The sequence below is a fragment of the Plantactinospora sp. BC1 genome, assembly GCF_003030345.1.
Classification (GTDB): domain Bacteria; phylum Actinomycetota; class Actinomycetes; order Mycobacteriales; family Micromonosporaceae; genus Plantactinospora.
Genome location: NZ_CP028158.1, coordinates 4,495,851 through 4,513,820, shown reverse-complemented (window position 1 = coordinate 4,513,820; position 17,970 = coordinate 4,495,851). Strand labels below are relative to the sequence as shown.

Annotated in this window: 19 protein-coding genes and 1 riboswitch; of the genes, 6 read left to right on the top strand and 13 right to left on the bottom strand. The window is 72.1% G+C overall.

Annotation, left to right across the window (positions count from 1 at the left end):
* Positions 1-2 precede the first annotated feature (2 nt).
* Positions 3-830 carry an ABC transporter permease gene (locus tag C6361_RS19700; RefSeq protein WP_107262376.1) on the bottom strand — a complete coding sequence of 276 codons (828 nt, stop codon included), beginning with the start codon at positions 828-830 and terminating at the stop codon, positions 3-5.
* A 177-nt stretch (positions 831-1,007) separates the two neighbouring features.
* Positions 1,008-2,378 carry an L-serine ammonia-lyase gene (locus tag C6361_RS19695; RefSeq protein ID WP_107268609.1) on the bottom strand — a complete coding sequence of 457 codons (1,371 nt, stop codon included), beginning with the start codon at positions 2,376-2,378 and terminating at the stop codon, positions 1,008-1,010.
* Positions 2,379-2,686: 308 nt separating this feature from the next.
* Here C6361_RS19695 and C6361_RS19690 point away from each other — a divergent pair, with 308 nt between their 5' ends.
* A complete protein-coding gene (locus tag C6361_RS19690) occupies positions 2,687-2,893 on the top strand; it encodes a PspC domain-containing protein (protein ID WP_107262373.1) in 207 nt (68 codons plus the stop codon).
* A 21-nt stretch (positions 2,894-2,914) separates the two neighbouring features.
* On the opposite strand, the gene C6361_RS19685 is transcribed toward C6361_RS19690, so the two are convergent.
* Both C6361_RS19685 and C6361_RS19680 read right to left on the bottom strand, forming a co-directional pair.
* On the bottom strand, positions 2,915-3,811 hold the full coding sequence (locus C6361_RS19685) for a hypothetical protein (RefSeq protein ID WP_107268608.1): 897 nt from the start codon (positions 3,809-3,811) through the stop codon (positions 2,915-2,917).
* A complete protein-coding gene (locus C6361_RS19680) occupies positions 3,808-4,629 on the bottom strand; it encodes a DUF4230 domain-containing protein (RefSeq protein ID WP_107268607.1) in 822 nt (273 codons plus the stop codon). Before C6361_RS19680 ends, C6361_RS19685 begins: the two co-directional genes overlap by 4 nt.
* A 169-nt stretch (positions 4,630-4,798) precedes the next feature.
* Positions 4,799-4,886: riboswitch (ZMP/ZTP riboswitch) on the top strand.
* Positions 4,887-4,910: 24 nt separating this feature from the next.
* Here C6361_RS19680 and C6361_RS19675 point away from each other — a divergent pair.
* From C6361_RS19675 to C6361_RS19660, 4 genes are all read left to right on the top strand, one after another.
* Entirely contained in the window at positions 4,911-5,834 is a 924-nt protein-coding gene (locus C6361_RS19675) for a bifunctional 5,10-methylenetetrahydrofolate dehydrogenase/5,10-methenyltetrahydrofolate cyclohydrolase (protein ID WP_107268606.1), read from the top strand.
* 56 nt (positions 5,835-5,890) lie between these two features.
* Positions 5,891-6,394, top strand: coding sequence for an RNA polymerase sigma factor (locus tag C6361_RS19670; protein ID WP_107262366.1), 504 nt, complete (start codon positions 5,891-5,893; stop codon positions 6,392-6,394).
* Positions 6,387-7,838, top strand: a complete 1,452-nt coding sequence (locus C6361_RS19665) for an ABC transporter substrate-binding protein (RefSeq protein ID WP_107268605.1) — start codon at positions 6,387-6,389, stop codon at positions 7,836-7,838. The genes C6361_RS19670 and C6361_RS19665 overlap by 8 nt, the downstream gene beginning before the upstream one ends.
* Positions 7,839-8,053: 215 nt before the next feature.
* Positions 8,054-9,214: an endo-1,4-beta-xylanase gene (locus tag C6361_RS19660; protein WP_107268604.1), complete on the top strand. Its 1,161-nt coding sequence runs from the start codon at positions 8,054-8,056 to the stop codon at positions 9,212-9,214.
* Here the strand turns inward: C6361_RS19660 and C6361_RS19655 are convergent.
* From C6361_RS19655 to C6361_RS19635, 5 genes are read right to left on the bottom strand one after another with little or no spacing between them, the layout of a single operon-like run.
* Entirely contained in the window at positions 9,211-9,546 is a 336-nt protein-coding gene (locus tag C6361_RS19655) for a hypothetical protein (protein ID WP_107262360.1), read from the bottom strand. The two genes, C6361_RS19660 and C6361_RS19655, sit on opposite strands and share 4 nt — an antisense overlap.
* Positions 9,543-9,971, bottom strand: coding sequence for a DUF1622 domain-containing protein (locus tag C6361_RS19650; protein WP_107268603.1), 429 nt, complete (start codon positions 9,969-9,971; stop codon positions 9,543-9,545). Before C6361_RS19650 ends, C6361_RS19655 begins: the two co-directional genes overlap by 4 nt.
* A gap of 10 nt (positions 9,972-9,981) precedes the next feature.
* Complete coding sequence (locus C6361_RS19645) at positions 9,982-10,749, bottom strand: DUF427 domain-containing protein (RefSeq protein ID WP_107262356.1); 768 nt, start codon at positions 10,747-10,749, stop codon at positions 9,982-9,984.
* 28 nt (positions 10,750-10,777) lie between these two features.
* Positions 10,778-11,557, bottom strand: a complete 780-nt coding sequence (locus C6361_RS19640; RefSeq protein WP_107262354.1) for a glucose 1-dehydrogenase — start codon at positions 11,555-11,557, stop codon at positions 10,778-10,780.
* Complete coding sequence (locus tag C6361_RS19635) at positions 11,557-13,356, bottom strand: glycoside hydrolase family 15 protein (RefSeq protein ID WP_107268602.1); 1,800 nt, start codon at positions 13,354-13,356, stop codon at positions 11,557-11,559. Before C6361_RS19635 ends, C6361_RS19640 begins: the two co-directional genes overlap by 1 nt.
* 251 nt (positions 13,357-13,607) lie before the next feature.
* Between C6361_RS19635 and C6361_RS19630 the strand changes: the two genes are divergently transcribed.
* On the top strand, positions 13,608-14,630 hold the full coding sequence (locus C6361_RS19630) for an ABC transporter substrate-binding protein (protein WP_107262350.1): 1,023 nt from the start codon (positions 13,608-13,610) through the stop codon (positions 14,628-14,630).
* A gap of 22 nt (positions 14,631-14,652) precedes the next feature.
* Here the strand turns inward: C6361_RS19630 and C6361_RS19625 are convergent, their stop codons facing one another.
* The 4 genes from C6361_RS19625 to C6361_RS19610 all read right to left on the bottom strand — a co-directional run bounded on the left by C6361_RS19625 (position 14,653) and on the right by C6361_RS19610 (position 17,959).
* On the bottom strand, positions 14,653-15,837 hold the full coding sequence (locus C6361_RS19625; protein WP_107271044.1) for an acyl-CoA dehydrogenase family protein: 1,185 nt from the start codon (positions 15,835-15,837) through the stop codon (positions 14,653-14,655).
* A gap of 34 nt (positions 15,838-15,871) precedes the next feature.
* Positions 15,872-16,171: a type II toxin-antitoxin system VapB family antitoxin gene (locus C6361_RS19620; protein ID WP_107262346.1), complete on the bottom strand. Its 300-nt coding sequence runs from the start codon at positions 16,169-16,171 to the stop codon at positions 15,872-15,874.
* 198 nt (positions 16,172-16,369) lie between these two features.
* Positions 16,370-16,993 (bottom strand): nitroreductase family protein, encoded by a 624-nt coding sequence (locus tag C6361_RS19615; protein ID WP_107268601.1) that lies wholly within the window; start codon positions 16,991-16,993, stop codon positions 16,370-16,372.
* A gap of 30 nt (positions 16,994-17,023) precedes the next feature.
* Complete coding sequence (locus tag C6361_RS19610; protein ID WP_107271043.1) at positions 17,024-17,959, bottom strand: aldose 1-epimerase family protein; 936 nt, start codon at positions 17,957-17,959, stop codon at positions 17,024-17,026.
* Positions 17,960-17,970 lie beyond the last annotated feature (11 nt).

Here is a 17,970-nt window from a genome sequence, read left to right as displayed (position 1 = left end):
CACTACAGCTCCTTCAGGACGGCGGGTTCGAGCCGGCGGAACACCCACCAGCCGGCGAGCAGCACCAGCAGGCTGCCGCCGACCGAGACGCCGAGCAGCCGGGCGTCGGGGAACTCGTCGGGGTACCAGACCGCGTGGTGGAGCTGGAAGATCCCGACCAGCGGGTTCAACTCGTAGGTGATCTTGACCCAGTCCGGCAGCGCGGAGTCCCGGACCAGGGTCAGCGGATAGATGATCGGGGTGGCGTAGAAGAGCACCCGGGTGACCAGCCGCATCAGCCGCTCGATGTCCCGCATCAGCACGTTGAGCGAGGAGAGCAGCAGCGCGATCCCGACCAGCAGGGTCGCCTGGATGAGGATCGCCAGCGGCAGCGCCAGCAGCGACACCCCGAACTCGATCCGGTCCAGCGAGGCGTAGGCGATCGCGACGGCGACCAGGATCGGCAGTCCGGCGACGTACTCGGCGAACCGGCCGGCGACCCGGCCGATCGGGAAGACCTCGCGGGGCAGGTTCATCGTGGTGATCAACCGGGCCTGTCCGGTGAGCGCGGCGGTCGCCTCGCCGATCGCCGAACTGGTCCACATCCAGGCGAAGATGCCGGTGATCAGGAAGAGCGGGTACGACTCGGCGGCGTCACCGAGGTGCCGGTCGGTGGCCGACCGGTAGAGCACGCCGAAGACGAAGAAGTAGATGACGCCCATGCCGAGCGGTTCGATCAGCGACCAGAGGTAGCCCAGCACCGACTGCTGGTATTTGACGGCCAGGTCCCGGCGGACGAGCAGCCGGAGCGTGTTGCGGTGTGACCACACCGCCGCCACGCCAGACGTCACCGCCGCCTCCCGTGCTCGTCATGGTCCGACCGGTCGAGCCCGACATAGGGTAGCAGTCGGGAAAATCGCCCCAAATAAGGATCGGCCGGGCTGCGACACCTTCCCGGGTAACGCGCCAACGCTACCCGAACGGCGCCCGCCCGCCATCATGCCGACGCCGGCTCGACACCCCGACGCTCAGCACTCGATGACGTTGACCGCGAGCCCGCCCCGGGCGGTCTCCTTGTACTTGACCTTCATGTCGGCGCCGGTCTCCCGCATCGTCTTGATCACCTTGTCCAGCGAGACGGCGTGCTCCCCGTCACCCCGCAGCGCCAGCCGCGCGGCCGTGATCGCCTTGATGCTGGCCACCGCGTTCCGCTCGATGCAGGGAATCTGCACCAGGCCACCGACCGGATCGCAGGTCAGCCCGAGGTTGTGCTCCATGCCGATCTCGGCGGCGTTCTCCACCTGGGCCGGGGTACCGCCCAGCGCCTCGGCCAGCCCGGCCGCCGCCATCGAGCAGGCGGACCCGACCTCGCCCTGGCAGCCGACCTCGGCACCGGAGATCGAGGCGTTCTCCTTGAACAGCACCCCGATCGCGGCGGCGGCGAGCAGGAAGCGGAGTACGCCCTCCTCGGACGCCCCCGGCACGAACCGGGTGTAGTAGTGCAGCACCGCCGGGATGATCCCGGCCGCGCCGTTCGTCGGGGCGGTCACCACCCGGCCGCCGGCCGCGTTCTCCTCGTTGACCGCGAGCGCGAAGAGCGTCACCCAGTCCATCACCCGCAACGGGTCGGCCGAACCGGGATCCGCCTCCAGGCCCCGGCGCAACTCGGCGGCGCGGCGCCGGACCCGCAGCCCGCCCGGCAGCGTCCCGTCCCGCCGGCTGCCCCGGTCCACGCACTCCCGCATCACCCGCCAGATCTCCAGCAGGCCGGCGCGGATCTCCGACTCGCTGCGCCACGCCCGCTCGTTGGCGAGCATGATCCCGCTGATCGGCAGCCCGGTCTCGGCGGTCAGGGCCAGCAGCTCGGCGCCGGTGCTGAACGGGTACCGGACCCGGGTGCTGTCCGGCTTGATCCGGTCCGCGCCGGTCGCGTTCTCGTCCACCACGAACCCGCCACCCACCGAGTAGTAGGTGCGGGCCCGCAGCGGTGCACCCGCCGGGTCGTACGCGGTGAAGGTCATCCCGTTCGGATGGAACGGCAACGACCGGCGGCGGTGCAGCACCAGGTCCCGGTCGGCGTCGAAGTCGACCTCGTGCGCACCGAGTACGGCCAACCGGCCGCTGGCCCGGATCCCGGCCACCGTCTCGGGGACCCGGTCCGGGTCGACCGTCTCCGGCGCCTCCCCGAGCAGCCCCAGCAGTACCGCCGGCCCACTGCCGTGCCCGTGCCCGGTGGCACCGAGCGAGCCGAAGAGTTCCGCCCGCACCCTGGCCGTCTCCGCGAGCAACCCGTCGGCCTTGAGCCCGGTCGCGAAGGTCCGGGCGGCCCGCATCGGGCCGACGGTGTGCGAGCTGGACGGCCCGATCCCGACCGTGAACAGGTCGAAGGCGCTGATCATCGAAACTCCTCCCGGCCGGCCCCGTTGCCGGCCCTGGCCCCGGGGCGGTCGCCGGGGCTACCCCCAAGCATCGCCCCTGAGCTGCCGGTCCGCGAGCCTACCCGGCCCCGGCCCGGCAGGCGCGGGACGGCCGCCGGAGCAGATCGGTCCGGGTGCCCGACACCGGACCCGGGTGTCCGCCGGCCCCGCCCGGGTAAGTACCTACGGGTACGCGGTGTCCGGATCCGTCTGGAGACCGAGGGCGGCCCGACCTCCCGTTCCTACCGTGGAATCAGCCGCCCGTTCCACCGCTATCAGAGGAGACGTCGATGAGCCGCAAGCTCACCCGCCCCCGAGACAACCGCATGATCGCCGGAGTCTGCGCCGGGCTGGCCCGCCGCTTCGGCATGTCCGCCGGAATGGTGCGGCTGCTCTTCATCCTCTCGCTGCTGCTGCCCGGCACCCAGGTGATCGTCTACCTGGCGCTCTGGATCATCATGCCGAACGAGGACCGCCACTACGTCGCCGCGCACTGACCTGCGGTACGGGCCGGGCGGTCAGCCCCGCCGGTGCTGCCGGCCGGGCAGAGCGCCCGACCCGGTGCCCAGGCCCAGCCGCTGTTCCGTGATGCGCCGCCGGATGGCCCCGGCGGTCTGCTCCACCTCGTCGGCGAGCAGAGCCGACCGGTAACGGCTCCGTCGGCGCAGTACGGTCAGCAGCCCGCCCTGGAGGCCGAGGACCACCGCCGCGAACCCGGCGAGGACCCCGGCGAGCCGCCACGACCCGTCGTACCGGGACGCCAGGGCGACCCCGACGGCGACGACGGTGAGCCCGCTCCAGACCGCGACCCCGACCGCGACGACGGGATGGTCGCGCAGCCATTGCCGCAGGTCACGGTCCCGCCGGGCGTGCAGCGCCGGCACCGTCTCCTCGGAGAGCCGGGTCAACAGCCGGCCGAGTCGGTCCAGCTCACCGGCCGGCATCCCGGCGAGCCCTTCCGCCTCGGCCCGTACCCGCCGGAGCACGTGACGCACCTTCACCCGGTCGTCGACCGGGATCGACTCCGGCGGCCACACCCGCTCGAAGTCGGCCTGGCGTACCGCCCGGACACCGGCCCAGACGACCATGGCCAGCGGCAGGGGCAGCGCCATCAGCAGGCCGAGGTAGCCGAGCAGGGAGTCGGCGTCCCCGGTGACGATGTTGATGCCGTACCCGCTGGTGGCCGCGACGAGCACGGCGGCGGCCGGCCCCCGGACGTGGTCGAGGTAGACGTCCTGCCGGGCCCCCTCGACCAGCCGGTCGAGGGGGCCGAACCAGTCCCGCAGCAGGTGTACGACCAGGTTGGCGACGAACACCACCGCCATCACCAGGATGGACCAGATCGCCGCCCCGAACAGCATCGGCGGCTCGTCGGCCGACGGTGCCGCCAGCGTGCCCAGGGCGGCGACGGTCACGGCTGGACGTAGCTGACGGTCACCCGCTCGTAGCCGAGCGACCGGAGCAGTTGGTCCAGCATCTTCCGGGTGTTCTCCTGGGCGCGCTCGCCGAGCCCGCTGCTCTTGGCCGACTCGGCGATCTTCTGCTCGGCCTTGAGATAGACCTCGCGCTGCCGGTTCGGGTCGCCGCCGAAGACCTCGCCGAGCTGGTTGAGGATGCCGCGCTTCTCGGCGAAGACGTAACTCCGCTCCAGGTCGAGGTTGACCTCGCCGAGCTGCGGTGCCGGCAGCTTGATCTCCACCGACTTCCCGTCCGCGGAGACGACCACCGCGTCGTCGCGGAGCGTTCCGAAGTCGACGTACGCGTCGACGGTGCCGGCCCCGACGAAGAGGGTGCGCTCGCCGAGCAGGAACTCCGGGACGTACTTCCGGTTGTTCTCCAGGTCGACGACGACCTCGAAGTTCCCCTCCGCCGCCACGTAGCGGCTGAGGTCCTGGATCGACTTGAGCAGCGGCGGCTGGCTGCGGTCGGTCTGCTCCTTGGCGAACGGGTTGCGCCAGTCCGGCAGGATCCCGCTGACCTGCACCCCGAGCACCAGTACGGCGACCACGCCGATGATGCCCACCAGGACGAAGACGCCGCGACCCCACCGGCCGCCGCCGGTCGGCTCCGGATCGGACCGCTCCGGCCGGGGCTCGTCGGCGTCGAACGGCCGGGTGTCCTCGTGCGCCGTGCCGTCGGACCAGGGATCGACCGGGCCGGGGGGCGTGGCCTGCCCCTTCGCATAGCCGGGAAACTCACGCGTGGGCTGGTTGACATCGCCTTCTCGGGACATCCGCCCTCACCGTCCTTGTCGAAGGAGCACCTGGAGAAAACGGTACGACTCCGGTACGACACCCGCGAGTCGAGCCGGAGGGACGCGGGCCGGGCTCACGTCTGCCCAGCTCGCGACGGCGGCAGCCGAGCACGACCGCCGATGGTGGCGGGCCCGGAGGTAGGCTCGGCGTGGCGGTGGTGACTGGCGTCGGGTGGAGCACCACCGGGAAGCGACCGCCGGGCTCGACTCCGTCGCCGTACGCCTGGGCGCCGGGGCTTTCCACGTCGAGAGGAAGCCCCGTGACCGTCTCCGAGACCCCCACCGACGCCGAGGTACGCACCGCCCGGCTGCTGCCCGGCGGCCCCGTCGCCGAGGCGGTCCTCGCCGACGTCGCCGCCCGGGTCGCCGCGCTGCGCCGCGCCGGTGTCGTGCCGAGCCTGGCGACGATCCTGGTCGGCGACGACTCCGCCAGCGCCGGCTACATCCGGATGAAGCAGCAACGCGCCGCCGACCTCGGCTTCGCGTCGCCGCACACCCACCTGCCCGGCACCGCCGGCCAGGCGGACCTGCTCCGGGCGATCCGCGAGTTCAACGAGGACCCGGCGGTGCACGCCATCCTGGTGCAGCACCCCGTCGGCCACCTCGACTACCAGGCGGCGATCGCCGCGATCGATCCGGCCAAGGACGTCGACGGGCTGCACCCGGAGAGCCTGGGCCGGCTCGCCGCCGGGCTGCCCGGCCCGGTCCCGTGCACCCCGGCCGGGATCGAGGCGCTGCTCGCCTTCCACGACATCCCGGTCGCCGGCCGCGACGTGGTGATCCTCGGCCGGGGTACGACCCTGGGCCGGCCGCTGTCGCTGCTGCTCGGGCAGAAGCGGCCCACCGCCGACGCGGCGGTGACCGTGGTGCACAGCGGGGTACCCGGCTGGGAGCGGCACACCCGGCGGGCCGACATCGTGGTCGCCGCGGTGGGCGTACCCGGGATCGTGCGGCCGGAGCACCTGCGGCCCGGCGCGGTCGCGATCGGCGGCGGGGTCCGTTACGCCGGACGCCGGCTGCTGCCGGACCTCGACGAGTCGTGCGCCTCGGTCGCCGGGGCGATCACGCCCCGGGTCGGCGGGGTCGGCCCGACCACCGTGGCGATGCTGTTCCGCAACGCCGTCGAACTCGCCGAGCGGCGGAGCACCGCCTCGGCAGGTGATCCGGGACACCGGGACCGCTAGGTTCGAGGTGCAGCGAATCGACGGCGGCCAGCGTTAGGAGCCCGGAGGAGGAGCCTGTGGCCCACGGTGCGTTCAGCGACGCCGAGGAGTTCGCTCGGGCCCGGCTGGACGCTTTGCGGCGGTTCGCGTACCTGATCAGCGGCAGCGCGGCCGAGGCGGACGACCTGGCCCAGATCGCGGTGGTCGAGGTCTGGCAGCGGTGGCCGAAGGCCGGGCAGAATCCCGAGGCGTACGCCCGGCAGGTCATCGTGACCCGCAACGTGAGCCGGTGGCGGCGGTGGCGTCGTGAGGTGCTTACCGACGACGTCGACCACCGGTCCGACGATCCGGCCGCGACGGCGGTGGGCAACGGCGCGCTGTGGCAGGCGTTGCAGCAGCTCGGCAAGGCGGAACGGACGGTCGTGGTGCTGCACGTGCTGTACCGCTACACGTTCAGCGAGATCGCCGGGATCTGCGACGAGCCTCCGGGCACGGTTTCCAGCAGGTACGCGAGGGCCAAGCGCGTGCTACGGGCGCACCTGGCGCCCGCCGACTCGACGATTCGGAGCGGACGTGGTTGACGAGGTAGGTCCGGTGGACGACGGGCGGCTCGACCGGGAGCTGGCCGCCACCCTGACCCAGGCACAGCACGCCCTGCCGGCGGCCGATCCGGAGGCGATCACCACGATCCGCCGGCGCTACCGGCGCAGGCGTCGGCAGCGGGCCGGGCTGGCCAGCCTGGCGACGGCGGTCCTGGTGCTGGCGGTGACCCTCACCGGGGCGCAGCTGACCCGGACGGTGCCGTCGGTGCCGCCGCCCGCCGACGGGGCGTCCGGGACGATCCGGGTCTGGGCGATCACCCAGCCGGGCGACGAACCCGCGCTGCGGAAACTGGTGGACCGGCACAACCAGGGCCCCGGGGTCGACGTGGACCTCGTCACCTTCGGCAACGAGGAGTACAAGCAGAAGCTGCGTACCGGGATCGGCTCGTCGGAGGGGCCGGACGTCTTCGCCACCTGGGGCGGGGCGAGCCTGGCCGGGCTGGCCCGGGACGGGATGCTCGTCGACCTGACCGCGCTGCGGGACGAGCCGGGGGTGGCCGGCCGGTTCCTGCCCAGCACGCTGGCCGGCGGGGTGGTGGACGGTCGGCAGTACGGCATCCCGATGGGCGGTACCCACCCGGTGGTGCTCTTCTACCACAGGGGTGTCTTCGCCGACGCCGGCGTACGGCCGCCGGGCAGTTACGCCGAGCTGCTTTCCCTGGTGGAGACGTTCAAGGCGCGCGGCATCACCCCGATCTCGCTGGGCGGTGCCCAGGGCTGGACCGAGCTGATGTGGGTGATGTACCTCGCCGAGCGGATCGGCGGTCCGGGTACCACCGCCGACATCGTCGCCGGCCGTCCCGGCGCCTGGTCGAAGCCGGCGGTGACGCAGGCGCTGCGGGAGGTACGGGCCCTCGTCGAGCGGGGCGCCTTCGGTGCCGACTTCGCCTCCGTCGCCTACGACGACGGCGACGCGTCCGGGCGGTTGGCCAGCGGGCGGGCCGCGATGCAGCTCATGGGTACCTGGGAGTATCCGACCCAGCTCGCCCGGAACCCGGACTTCATGGCCACCGGCGACCTGGGTTTCGTGCCCTTCCCGGCGGTCTCCGGCGGGGCCGGGGACCCGGCCGACCTGGTCGGGGTGCCGACCCACTACTTCTCGGTGGTCGCCGGCAGCCGGCACCCGGAGGCGGCGCTGGAGTTCGTCCGGTCCGTGGCGTCGGACGACTATCTGGACGCCCTGATCGCCGACGGCGAGGTGCCGCCGGTGACGGATGCGGCGCAGCGGCTGCGGGGCACCCGGCACGCCGAGTTCGCCACCTCGGTGCACGAGCTGGTGACCCGGGCCCCGTCGTACGGGCTGGCCTGGGACCAGGCGTTGGAGCCGGCGGCGGCGACGGTGCTCCTCGACAACCTGCGCCGACTGTTCCAGGGGAAGCTGACCCCGGAGCAGTTCGCGGTGGCGATGGCGGAGGCCGGCTGAGCACGACCCTCCCGTCCTCTACCACCGCTGACGATCTTCTAGCAAGACCGAGCCGACCCTCCAGAGTGTCGGATCTCCGACAGTGTGCCCGGCAGCAAATTTGTACCCGAACCGCGTTCGGGTAGCGATCGACGCGCATCCGTCCCCTGCGCGCCGCTCCCCGCCGGTTCCGACCGGCGGCTGACGGAGAACCACACCCTGGAGGCCTTGCTTCGATGAGAAAACTTCGGATAGCCCTGGTCGGCGTGCTCGCGGCCGGCGCCCTCTACACGGTCGGGCCGTCGACCGCCACCGCCGCCCCGACCCAGGCGCCGATCAACGCCGTTGCGACCAAGGGCGGCTCCGCCGCACACGTACCCGGTGGGACGTCCACGGACCTTCCGCTGCGGGTACTGGCCAGGAAACACGGCCTGGGCATCGGTACCGCGATCGACATGAACGCGCTGGCCACCGACGCGCCGTACCGGGAGCGGGCGGCCCGGGAGTTCTCCGCGGTCACCGCCGAGAACGTCATGAAGTGGGCCGAGCTGGAGCCGACCCGGGGCCAGTACAACTGGGGCCCGGCCGACGAGCTGATCGAGTTCGCCCGGCGCAACGGACAGAAGGTGCACGGCCACACGCTGCTCTGGCACAGTCAGGCCCCCGCCTGGCTGACCGACGGCGTCGCCGACGGCTCGATCGACTCCGCCGAGCTGCGTGAGATCGTGCGCAACCACATCACCACCGTGGTGAAGCACTTCCGGGGCAAGGTCCGGGCCTGGGACGTGGTCAACGAGGCGTTCACCGACGGCGACGCCCCGGTGCTCCGGGACACCATCTTCCGCCAGCACCTCGGCCCGAACTACATCGCCGACGCGCTGCGCTGGGCGCACGCCGCCGACCCGAGGGCCAAGCTCTTCCTCAACGACTACGCGATCGACAACATCAACCCGAAGAGCACCGCCTACTACGAGCTGGCCAAGCAGCTCCGCAAGCAGCGGGTGCCGCTGCACGGCATGGGTTTCCAGGGTCACCTCGACCTCCAGTACCCGCTGCCGATCGACGCCCCGCAGAACCTGGCCCGCTTCGACAGGCTCGGCCTGGAGACCGCGTTCACCGAGGTCGACGTGCGGTTCTTCCTGCCGGTCGACACCTACAAGGAGGCCGGTCAGGTGGGTAGCTTCAACACCCTGCTCCAGGCCTGCCTGCTCACCCCGCGCTGCGTGATGTTCACGGTGTGGGGCTTCACCGACAAGTACTCCTGGGTTCCCGGCTTCTTCGAGGGCCAGGGCTCGGCCACCCCGCTGGACGAGAACCTCCAGCCCAAGGCCGCCTACCGGGGTCTCCAGCAGGTACTCGCCGTCGCCTCGGACCCGAACAGCAGGCGCGGCTTCTAGGAGGTCGGTCGGGAACGGGTCCGGCCCGTACCCGTTCCCGGCCACCTCACCCTCGACCATCCCACCACCACCCGGGCTCCGGCCGGTCCGGCCCCGTCGCCGGGCCGGCCGGAGCCGAGCAGGGCCGCCGAGACGAGCTGACGGAGCGCGATGACGATCGCGGCACCGGCGAGATCGGTCCAGCTCTCCAGGGTGGCCAGCCGGATCAGGCCGGCCGCCACCAGCAGGTCGAGCAGCACCCGCAGCGCCGTACGCCAGGACCGGGTGGTCAGCAGGGTCACCACGGCCGCCAGCAGGGCGAGCGCGGTGAGCAGGGTGCCCAGATTTCTCACCGCCGTCCGTCCCCCTCGCCGGCCGGGTCGGCGGACGGGGCGCCGGCGGCCGGTCCGCTCCGGTCGGCCGGCGGGCCGTCCGAGGTGCCGAGCTGCCGCTGTTCCTGCCGGATCTCCCGGCCGAGGAAATAGTTCAGCGCCGTCCGGATGGTGGCGATCGCGGCCAGCCGGCCGAGCTGTCCGAAGGTCGGCGAGACGGCGGTACGCAGGATGTCGGCGGCGAGCTGGAACTCCAGCCCCAGGGTGAGGAACCGGCCCAGCGACAGCCGGATCGGGGTGAAGACCGCGGCCGACCGGTGACGGATCCCGGCCACCACGAACCGGCCGGCGGTCCAGACGGCGCCGACGAAGATCACTGCCGCCCCCACCGCCTCGACGACGGTGACCAGCACCTGGACGACGCGGGCCAGCAGCTCCTCGGGCAACCCGGTGGCCCTACCGCGACCAGCGGGTGTTCGGCCGGGGCACCGCCTCACCGTTGACGAAGATGTCGGCCTTCTCGTTGAAGAACGCCACCATCCCGGCGATCGGCTGCATCAGGTGGCTGGGGAAGTCGTACGCCCAGGCCACGTCGTTGTGCGTGGTGTCGCCGATCCGGACCGACCAGTAGTTGCTGGTCCGGCCCTTGTAGGGGCAGGCGGTCACGGTCTCGGTGGGGATCAGCCGGCCGAGGTCCACCTCGGCCCGGTTCAGGTAGTAGCGGGTGGGCACGCCCGTCTCGAAGACCAGCACCGGCGAGCCCGACTCGGCCAGCACCTCGCCGTCGATCTCGACCCGTACCCGCCGGGTCGACCGCAGCGCGTCCACCCGGGTGTACGGGTCGCGCGGGTGCAGGAAGATCTCCTCGTCCTCCTCGAACCAGGTGTCCAGGGCGTCCCACTGAAAGCGCACCATGTCGGCCAGCCCGTCGACGGACCTGTCGGTGTGCACCCGTATGCAGCCCGGGTGGTAGCGCTCGCCCACCCGGAGGCCGTACTGCCGGGCGGTACCCGCGGGGTACTGCTGGACGTCCTGCTCGTCGACCAGCAGCTCCTGGCGTACGTCGGCGAGCGGGATGTAGTAGTGCGGATAGTGCGGCTCCTCCCAGACGTACCGGGCGTTGCTCGTGTCGAACACCCACTCGCCGTTGAGCAGGGCGCGGATCCGCCGGCCACAGGGTTCGACGTGGTCGATCGGGACGATCGTGTGTGGATAGCGGGACACGGCTTCTCCTTCCGGCTTCGCTGTCTGGTCAGGCCCCCTGACCCTGGTTCTGCATCAGGCCGCCGTCCATGAAGTACGTCGACCCGGTGACGTAGTCGGCGTCGGAGCTGGCCAGGAAGACCGCGAGCCGACCGATTTCGACCGGCTCCGCGGCCCGCTTGAACGGGATGCTCTGCACCTGCTCCTCCAGGTACTTCGGGTCGTCGATCGCCCGCTGGTTGAACGGGGTGAGCACCATGCCCGGTCCGATGTTGTTGACGTTGATCCCCATCGGTGCGAGTTCCAGCGCCATGCTCTTGGCGAGGTTGAGCAGCGCGCCCTTGCTGGTGTCGTAGTCCGAGCCGCCGGCCCGGGCCACCTCCTGGTGGATCGAGGTGATGTTGATGATCTTGCCCTTGCCGCCCCGGTCCCGGCGGTGCCGGGCGAACCGTCGCGAGCAGAAGAACGCCCCGTAGACGTTGACCCGGATGGCCCGGTCCCAGGTCTCGGTGTCCAGGTCGATCACGGGGATGCCCGAGGCGTCCACCCCGGCGTCGTTGATCAGCACGTTCAGCTCGTCGAACTCGGCCAGCGCGGTGTCGAACATCGCCTCCACCTGGTCCTCCTCGCTGATGTCGCCGCGCACCACGACGGCCCGCCGGCCGGCCTGTTCCACCTGTTCCCGGGTGTGTTGCGCGCCGTCGTGGTCGTGCAGGTAGTGCACCACCACGTCGGCGCCCTCCCTGGCGAACTCGATCGCGGTGGCCTGACCGATCCCGGAATCCGATCCCGTGATCAGCGCAGTGGTTCCTTCGAGCCGTCCAGTCATCAGCTTCCTCCCCCTGCCGGCATCGCCTCGGCTGAGGCGGTGGTGAGTTCCCAGGCCGCACCGATCAGCCCGATGTGCGAGAACGCCTGTGGAAAGTTCCCGAGCTGCTCGCCGGTGTGCGGGTCGACCTGCTCGGCCAGCAGCCCGAGGTCGTTGGCGACGCCCGCCACGTTCTCGAAGATCGCCGCCGCCCGGTCCCGCTCGCCGGCCAGCACCAGACACTGCACCAGCCAGAAGGAGCAGATCGTGAACGCCGCCGGGTCGCCGGCCCAGCGCCGGACCAGGCCGCCTCGGGAGAGCCGCTCCTCGACCAGCCGGATGGTGGCCCGCATCCGCGCGTCGGTGGCGGGCAGGAAGCCGGCGACCGGCATCAGCAGCACGCTGGCGTCGAGCTGGTCCGAGCCGAAGGCGCCGGTGTAGGCGCCGACCTCGGCGTTCCAGGCCTCCCGGAGTACGGTCTCCCGGATCTCGTCCCGGGCCGCCGCCCAGCGGGTCAGGTCGTCGGAGTCGCCCAGCCGGGCGCCGAACCGTACCGCCCGGTCCAGCGCCACCCAGCAGCCCACCTTGGACGACACGTAGTGCCGGGCGGCGTCCCGGGCCTCCCACATCCCGGCGTCCGGCTCCCGCCACCTCCGCACCGTCTGGTCGGCGAGGCTGCGCAGCAGGTCGCGTACCTCCGCACCCATCGGGTCGAGGTAGTCCCGCAGCCGCCAGGCCGCGTCCAGCAGTTCGCCCGGTACGTCGAGCTGACGCTGCCGCCACGCCTCGTTGCCGACCCAGACCGGCCTGCTGTCGGCGTACCCGCGCAGTGTCTCGATCCGGCGCTCGGTCAGGTCCCGCTCCCCCTCGACGCCGAACATGATCGGTACCGGCTGGCCGTCGATCCGGCCGACCGCCGAGGCGACCCAGCCGAAGAGCCGGTTCGCCTCCGTCGGGCAGGCCGCGACCCAGAGCGCCCGCAGGGTCAGGCTGAAGTCGCGCAGCCAGGCGTAGCGGTAGTCGTAGTTGCGGTCGCCGCCGAGCTTCTCCGGCAGCGAGGTGGTCGCGGCGGCCACCACCGCACCGCTCGGCGCGTAGGTGAGGCCCTGCAACACCAGGGCGTTGCGCCGGACCAGCTCGGGATAGCGCCCCTGGTAGTCGTGGTGGGCGGCCCAGGACCGCCAGCCCTGCACCGTGTCGCCGAAGGCGTCCGCGTCGTCGACCGGGTGCGACGGCATCTCGTGGAAGGTGGGCCGGTAGGCGAGGACGTAGCTGTCCCGCTGGCCGGCACCGACGGTGAACCTGGCCGTCGCCTCGGACTCGTTCACGGTCAGCGGGATCGGGGCGGTCAGCGTCAGCGTCGTCGGCCCGGAGGTGGCGACGAGTTGGCCGTCCTGCCAGACCAGGTACGCGGTCCGCCGGCCGTACTCGAACCGGGGCGAGTAGGAGAGCACCATCGGTACCGTCCCGGAGAGCCCCTCCACCACCCGGACCAGGACTCCGGGCGACCGCCGCCCGATGTCGTGTCCCCGGGCGCCGTTCTCCAGCAGCAGCCCGTCGGTCAGCGACACCTCGCCCTGCTCGGTCCGGAACACGGTGCGCAGCACCAGGGTGTCGGGCAGGTAGCTGCGCCGCACCTCGAAGCGCCCGGCCGGCCGGATCCACCAGTGCCCGCCGGCGACGTCGAGCAGCCGGCAGAAGACCGAGGGTGCGTCGAAGCGCTCCGGGCACCACCAGTTGACCGAGCCGGAGCGGTCGACCAGCGCGGCGCTGCGCCCGTCGGCCAGCAACCCGTGCTCCGAGATACCTCCGGCCCCCACGGCACGGGCTACCCCCGGCCGGCGGCTCTAATCCCGCCGGATCCCGCCGTGGCAGCGGCGTATCGGGGCCGCGCCGTGCCGTCCGTTCGGGCCGGTGCCGGGTCAACCGGCAGGTCAGCGGCGTCGACGCGGACCCCCCGCGACTTGACAACTCCAAGTTAGGTCAGGCTAACCTCATGCCCGGCGATCAGAGATCGCCCCGGACCGAAGAGTTCCGCTGTGCGCAGCGGTCAGCCAAGGAGCACCACGCCATGCCGCACCCCCGTCAGTTCACCCGCCGCAACCTGCTCGGCGCGGCCGGCGCGCTCGGCCTCACCGCCCTGCTCGGCGCCTGCGGCCAGGACGACGATCCCGGCACGGAGAGCAGCGGATCCGACGGCGCGTGGAGCTTCACCGACGACCGGGGGCAGACCGCCACCGCGGCGAGCCGGCCCGACCGGGTCGTCGCGTTCGTCGGCACCGCCGCCGCGCTGTACGACTTCGGCGTCACCGACCAGCTCGTCGGCGTCTTCGGCCCGACGAAGCGCGCCGACGGCAGCGCCGACGTGCAGGCCGGCGAGATGCCGGTGGCCGGACTGACCGTCATCGGCAACACCTGGGGCGAGTTCAACATCGAGACGTACGCCTCGGTCAAGCCCGAACTGCTGGTCACGCACGAGTACGAGAAGAACTCGCTCTGGTACGTGCCGGACGAGAGCAAGGCCCAGATCGTCCCGCTGGCCCCGACCGTGGCGCTGGTCGCCTCCCGCGCCCCGCTGGACAAGGTGATCGGTCGGCACGCCGAACTCGCCGCCGCGCTCGGCGCCGACCTGAACGCGTCGAAGGTCACCGAGGCGAAGGCCCGGTTCGAGGCCGCCGCCGCGAGCATCAGGGAGGCGGTGGCGGCGAACCCCGGAATCCGGGTGCTCGCCTGCTCCGCCGCACAGGACCTCTTCTACGCCTCGAACCCGGGCGTCAACTCCGACATCCTCTACTACAAGTCCCTCGGGGTGGACGTCGTCGTGCCGGGCAAGCTCGACGACGGCGGCTACTTCGAGAGCCTGAGCTGGGAGAACGCCGACAAGTACCCGGCCGATCTGCTGCTGATGGACAACCGCAGCTCCACGCTCCAGCCGAAGGACCTGACCGGCAAGCCCACCTGGCAGCAACTCCCGGCGGTCAAGGCCAACCAGATCGTCGGCTGGAACAGCGAGCCCCGGTTCTCGTACGCCGGCAGCGCCGCCGCCCTGGAGACGCTGGCCACCGCGCTGCGCTCCGCCCGCAAGGTGGCCTGACCGCCAGCCGGAACTCGCCGGGCTAGCCGCCGAACGCGGAGAGCCCGGTGAGCCGCTGCCCGATCACCAACTGGTGGATCTCGGACGTCCCCTCGTAGGTCAGCACGCTCTCCAGGTTGTTGGCGTGCCGGAGCACCGGATACTCCCCGCTGATGCCGTTCGCGCCGAGGATGGTCCGGCACTGCCGGGCGATCGCGATCGCCTCCCGGACGTTGTTCAGCTTGCCGACGCTGACCTGCTCCGGCCGCAGCCGGCCGGCGTCGGCGAGCCGGCCCAGGTGCAGCGCCAGCAGATAGCCCTTCTGCAACTCGACCGCCATGTCGGCCAGCTTGGCCTGGGTGAGCTGGAAGCCGGCGATCGGCCGGCCGAACTGCTCCCGGCTGGTCGCGTAGTCGAGCGCGGCGTGCAGGCAGTCCCGGGCGGCGCCGAGCGCACCCCAGACGATGCCGTACCGCGCCTCGGTCAGGCAGCTCAGCGGGGCCCGCAGCCCGGTCGCGGCCGGCAGCAGGGCGTCCGCCGGCAACCGGACCTCGTCGAGCACGATCTCCCCGGTCGAGGAGGCGCGCAGCGACATCTTGTGCCGGATCTCCCGCGCCGTCACCCCGGGCGTCGCCATGGGTACGACGAAACCGCGCACCCCCTCGTCGGTACGCGCCCAGACGACGGCGAGATCGGCGACCGGCGCGTTGGTGATCCACATCTTGCCGCCGGTCAACACCCAGTCGGAGCCGTCCCGGCGGGCCCGGGTCGTCATCGAGGCGGGATCGGAGCCGTGGTCCGGCTCGGTCAACCCGAAGCAGCCGATCAGCTCGCCGGTCGCCATCCGGGGCAGCCAGTGCTGCTTCTGCTCCTCGGAGCCGTACCGCCAGATGGCGTACATGGCCAGCGATCCCTGCACCGAGACCAGCGAACGGACCCCCGAGTCGCCGGCCTCCAGCTCCAGGCAGGCCAACCCGTACGCGACGGCCGAGGCACCGGCGCAGCCGTACCCGGTCAGGTGCATGCCGAGCAGGCCGAGCCTGCCGAACTCGACGGCCAACTCGCGCACCGGGGCCTGGCCGGTCTCGTACCAGCCGGCGACGTGCGGGCGTACCCGGGTCGTCACGAGCTGGCCCACGACGGACCGGATCTGGCGGTCCTCCTCGGTCAGCGAACCGTCCAGGTCGAGCAGGTCGAGCGGGGGTGTCCCGGCCGTTGCCTCGGTCATGACCGCCACCCTAGCCAGCGCGGCCCCGCCCGGCTCAGGAGGCCGGCAGCACCAGCACCCGGGCGTGGATCTGGTTGCGCTGCTGGAGCGCGGCGCGCAGCGCCCGGTGCAGCCCGTCCTCCAGATAGAGACCACCGCTCCACTGCACGACGTGCGGGAAGAGGTCGCCGTAGAAGGTGGAGTCCTCGGCGAGCAGCTTGTCCAGCGCGAGTTCCCGCTTGGTCGTGATGAGCTGGTCGAGGCGCAGCGGGCGTGGCGGGATCTCTGCCCACTGCTTCAACGTGAGCCCGTGGTCCGGGTAGGGACGCCCGTCCCGAACCGCTTTGAAGATCACGACGGCACGCTCCCCTCCCCATGGCCGTGCTGGCCCGACCCCTTGCCGCTACTCCGGCGGCCCGCCACCTGCCCGAGCCGCACCGTACCAATGACGTCCGTCAGCCTAGCGACCTCCGACGAGCTCTTGGTTTGTCCACGGATGTCAGTTTCGTTACTACCTTCCGTGACCTCGGCACCACCCGCGTCGACACGGATGTCAGCCCCACCGCCCCCGGTGCACCACCTGCGCCACCGGCCGGCGACCGCGCCGCAGCGACGGCGACCGGTGGTCCGGTGCCGGGTAACCGATGCTCAGCGCGCCGATCGGGGTGAACTCCTCCGGCACCCCGAACGCCTCCCGGAACGACCCGGTGCGCTCCGCCGGAATGCCGAAGAAGCACGCGCCGAGCCCTTCGTCCACCGCGGTCAACAGCATCAACAGCGCGGCGAACCCGGTGTCGACATACCAGTACGGCACCGGCCAGCGGGTCTCGTCGCGGTCCGTCCACCCCTTGTCCGGCTCGGCGTACCGGTCGAGATAGGCGGAGCGGTCCGCCAGCGGTACGACGATCAGCGGCGCCCGCCGCATCCCGGTCAGCCACCGGCTCTGCCCCTCGGCCGCCGGGTCGCGCCGGGCAGTGGCCGGGGTGGTCGCCGTCCAGAACAGCTCGCGGTCCGCCGGCTCGGTCAGCACCAGGAACGCCCAGCCCTGGGAGAACCCGGCCGACGGGGCCCGAACGGCGTGCGCCAGCAACCGGTCCACCAGCTCCGGCGGTACCGGCCGGTCCGGGTCGTAGTTGCGCACCATCCGCCGCCGCCGGACGACCGTCGAGAACTCCATCGCGTGCCCCTCCAGGCTCCCGCCGAGGCGTCAGGCGCCGGGCCGGATGCCCCAGCTCCCCTGCCAGGTCTGTCCCGGTTCGAGGACGATCACGTCCCGGCCGGAGCGGAACGCGTCCGGCGGGCAGGTCATCGGCTCGACCGCCACCGACCGCCGGTAGCGGTCGCCGGTCAGGGTGTCCCCGGTGAAGACCTGCCACCAGCCGAACGACGGGTCGGCCCAGATGCTCACCGCCGAGTCCGGGCCGGAGAGCGTGACGCTGGAGCCCCACTCGTGCACCAGCGCCGGGTCGAGGTCGCCGAAGGCCAGATCGAGTACGGCCGGCCCGATCCGGCGCGGCTCGGTGAAGTCGTACTCCCCGCCGGTCACCTTCGCCGCCCCGATCGGCAGCAGCCGGCCGTCCAGCAGCAGCCGGCTGCGCCCCGGTACCCGCAGCCGCAGGTCGTCCACGGCGACTCCGGGCAGCCGCAGGTACGGGTGGACCGAGAAGCCGAACGGGCAGGGCGTCCTGCCGACGTTGGTCGCCTCGTGGCGTACCCGCAGCCCGTCCGCGTCGATCCGCCACTCGGCCCGCAGCGACAGCGGCCACGGGTAGCCGATCTGGGCCGGCATCTCGCAGCCCACCACCACCGCGTCCGGCCGCTGCTCGACCAGCCGCCACGGCAGCCAGTTGACCAGACCGTGGATCGCGGTGTGCCGGGCCGGCTCGGTCAGCGGGAGCTGCAACTCCTGGCCGGCGAAGGTGTACTGGCCGTCGCGGATCCGGTTCGGCCACGGTGCGAGCACCTGACCCGCGCTGCCGGCCGGCAACTCGTCCTCCGCGTACCCGTCGAGGTAGTCGACGCCGTTCGCCCGGTACGCCCGCAGCCCTCCACCGACCTCGACCACCACGGCCTCCTGGCCGGCGGCAGAGATCGTCCACTGTGCACCGGAGAGCGGCCGGGTCGCCGTTGTGACGTTGTCCATGCCGGGACGAT

Coding starts and splice junctions, on each gene's coding strand:
- C6361_RS19695 (WP_107268609.1), bottom strand. CDS start 2,378: ATGATCAGCGCCTTCGACCTGTTCACGGTCGGGATCGGGCCGTCCAGC.
- C6361_RS19690 (WP_107262373.1), top strand. CDS start 2,687: ATGAGCCGCAAGCTCACCCGCCCCCGAGACAACCGCATGATCGCCGGA.
- C6361_RS19680 (WP_107268607.1), bottom strand. CDS start 4,629: ATGTCCCGAGAAGGCGATGTCAACCAGCCCACGCGTGAGTTTCCCGGC.
- C6361_RS19660 (WP_107268604.1), top strand. CDS start 8,054: ATGAGAAAACTTCGGATAGCCCTGGTCGGCGTGCTCGCGGCCGGCGCC.
- C6361_RS19640 (WP_107262354.1), bottom strand. CDS start 11,557: ATGACTGGACGGCTCGAAGGAACCACTGCGCTGATCACGGGATCGGAT.
- C6361_RS19630 (WP_107262350.1), top strand. CDS start 13,608: ATGCCGCACCCCCGTCAGTTCACCCGCCGCAACCTGCTCGGCGCGGCC.
- C6361_RS19625 (WP_107271044.1), bottom strand. CDS start 15,837: ATGACCGAGGCAACGGCCGGGACACCCCCGCTCGACCTGCTCGACCTG.
- C6361_RS19615 (WP_107268601.1), bottom strand. CDS start 16,993: ATGGAGTTCTCGACGGTCGTCCGGCGGCGGCGGATGGTGCGCAACTAC.
- C6361_RS19610 (WP_107271043.1), bottom strand. CDS start 17,959: ATGGACAACGTCACAACGGCGACCCGGCCGCTCTCCGGTGCACAGTGG.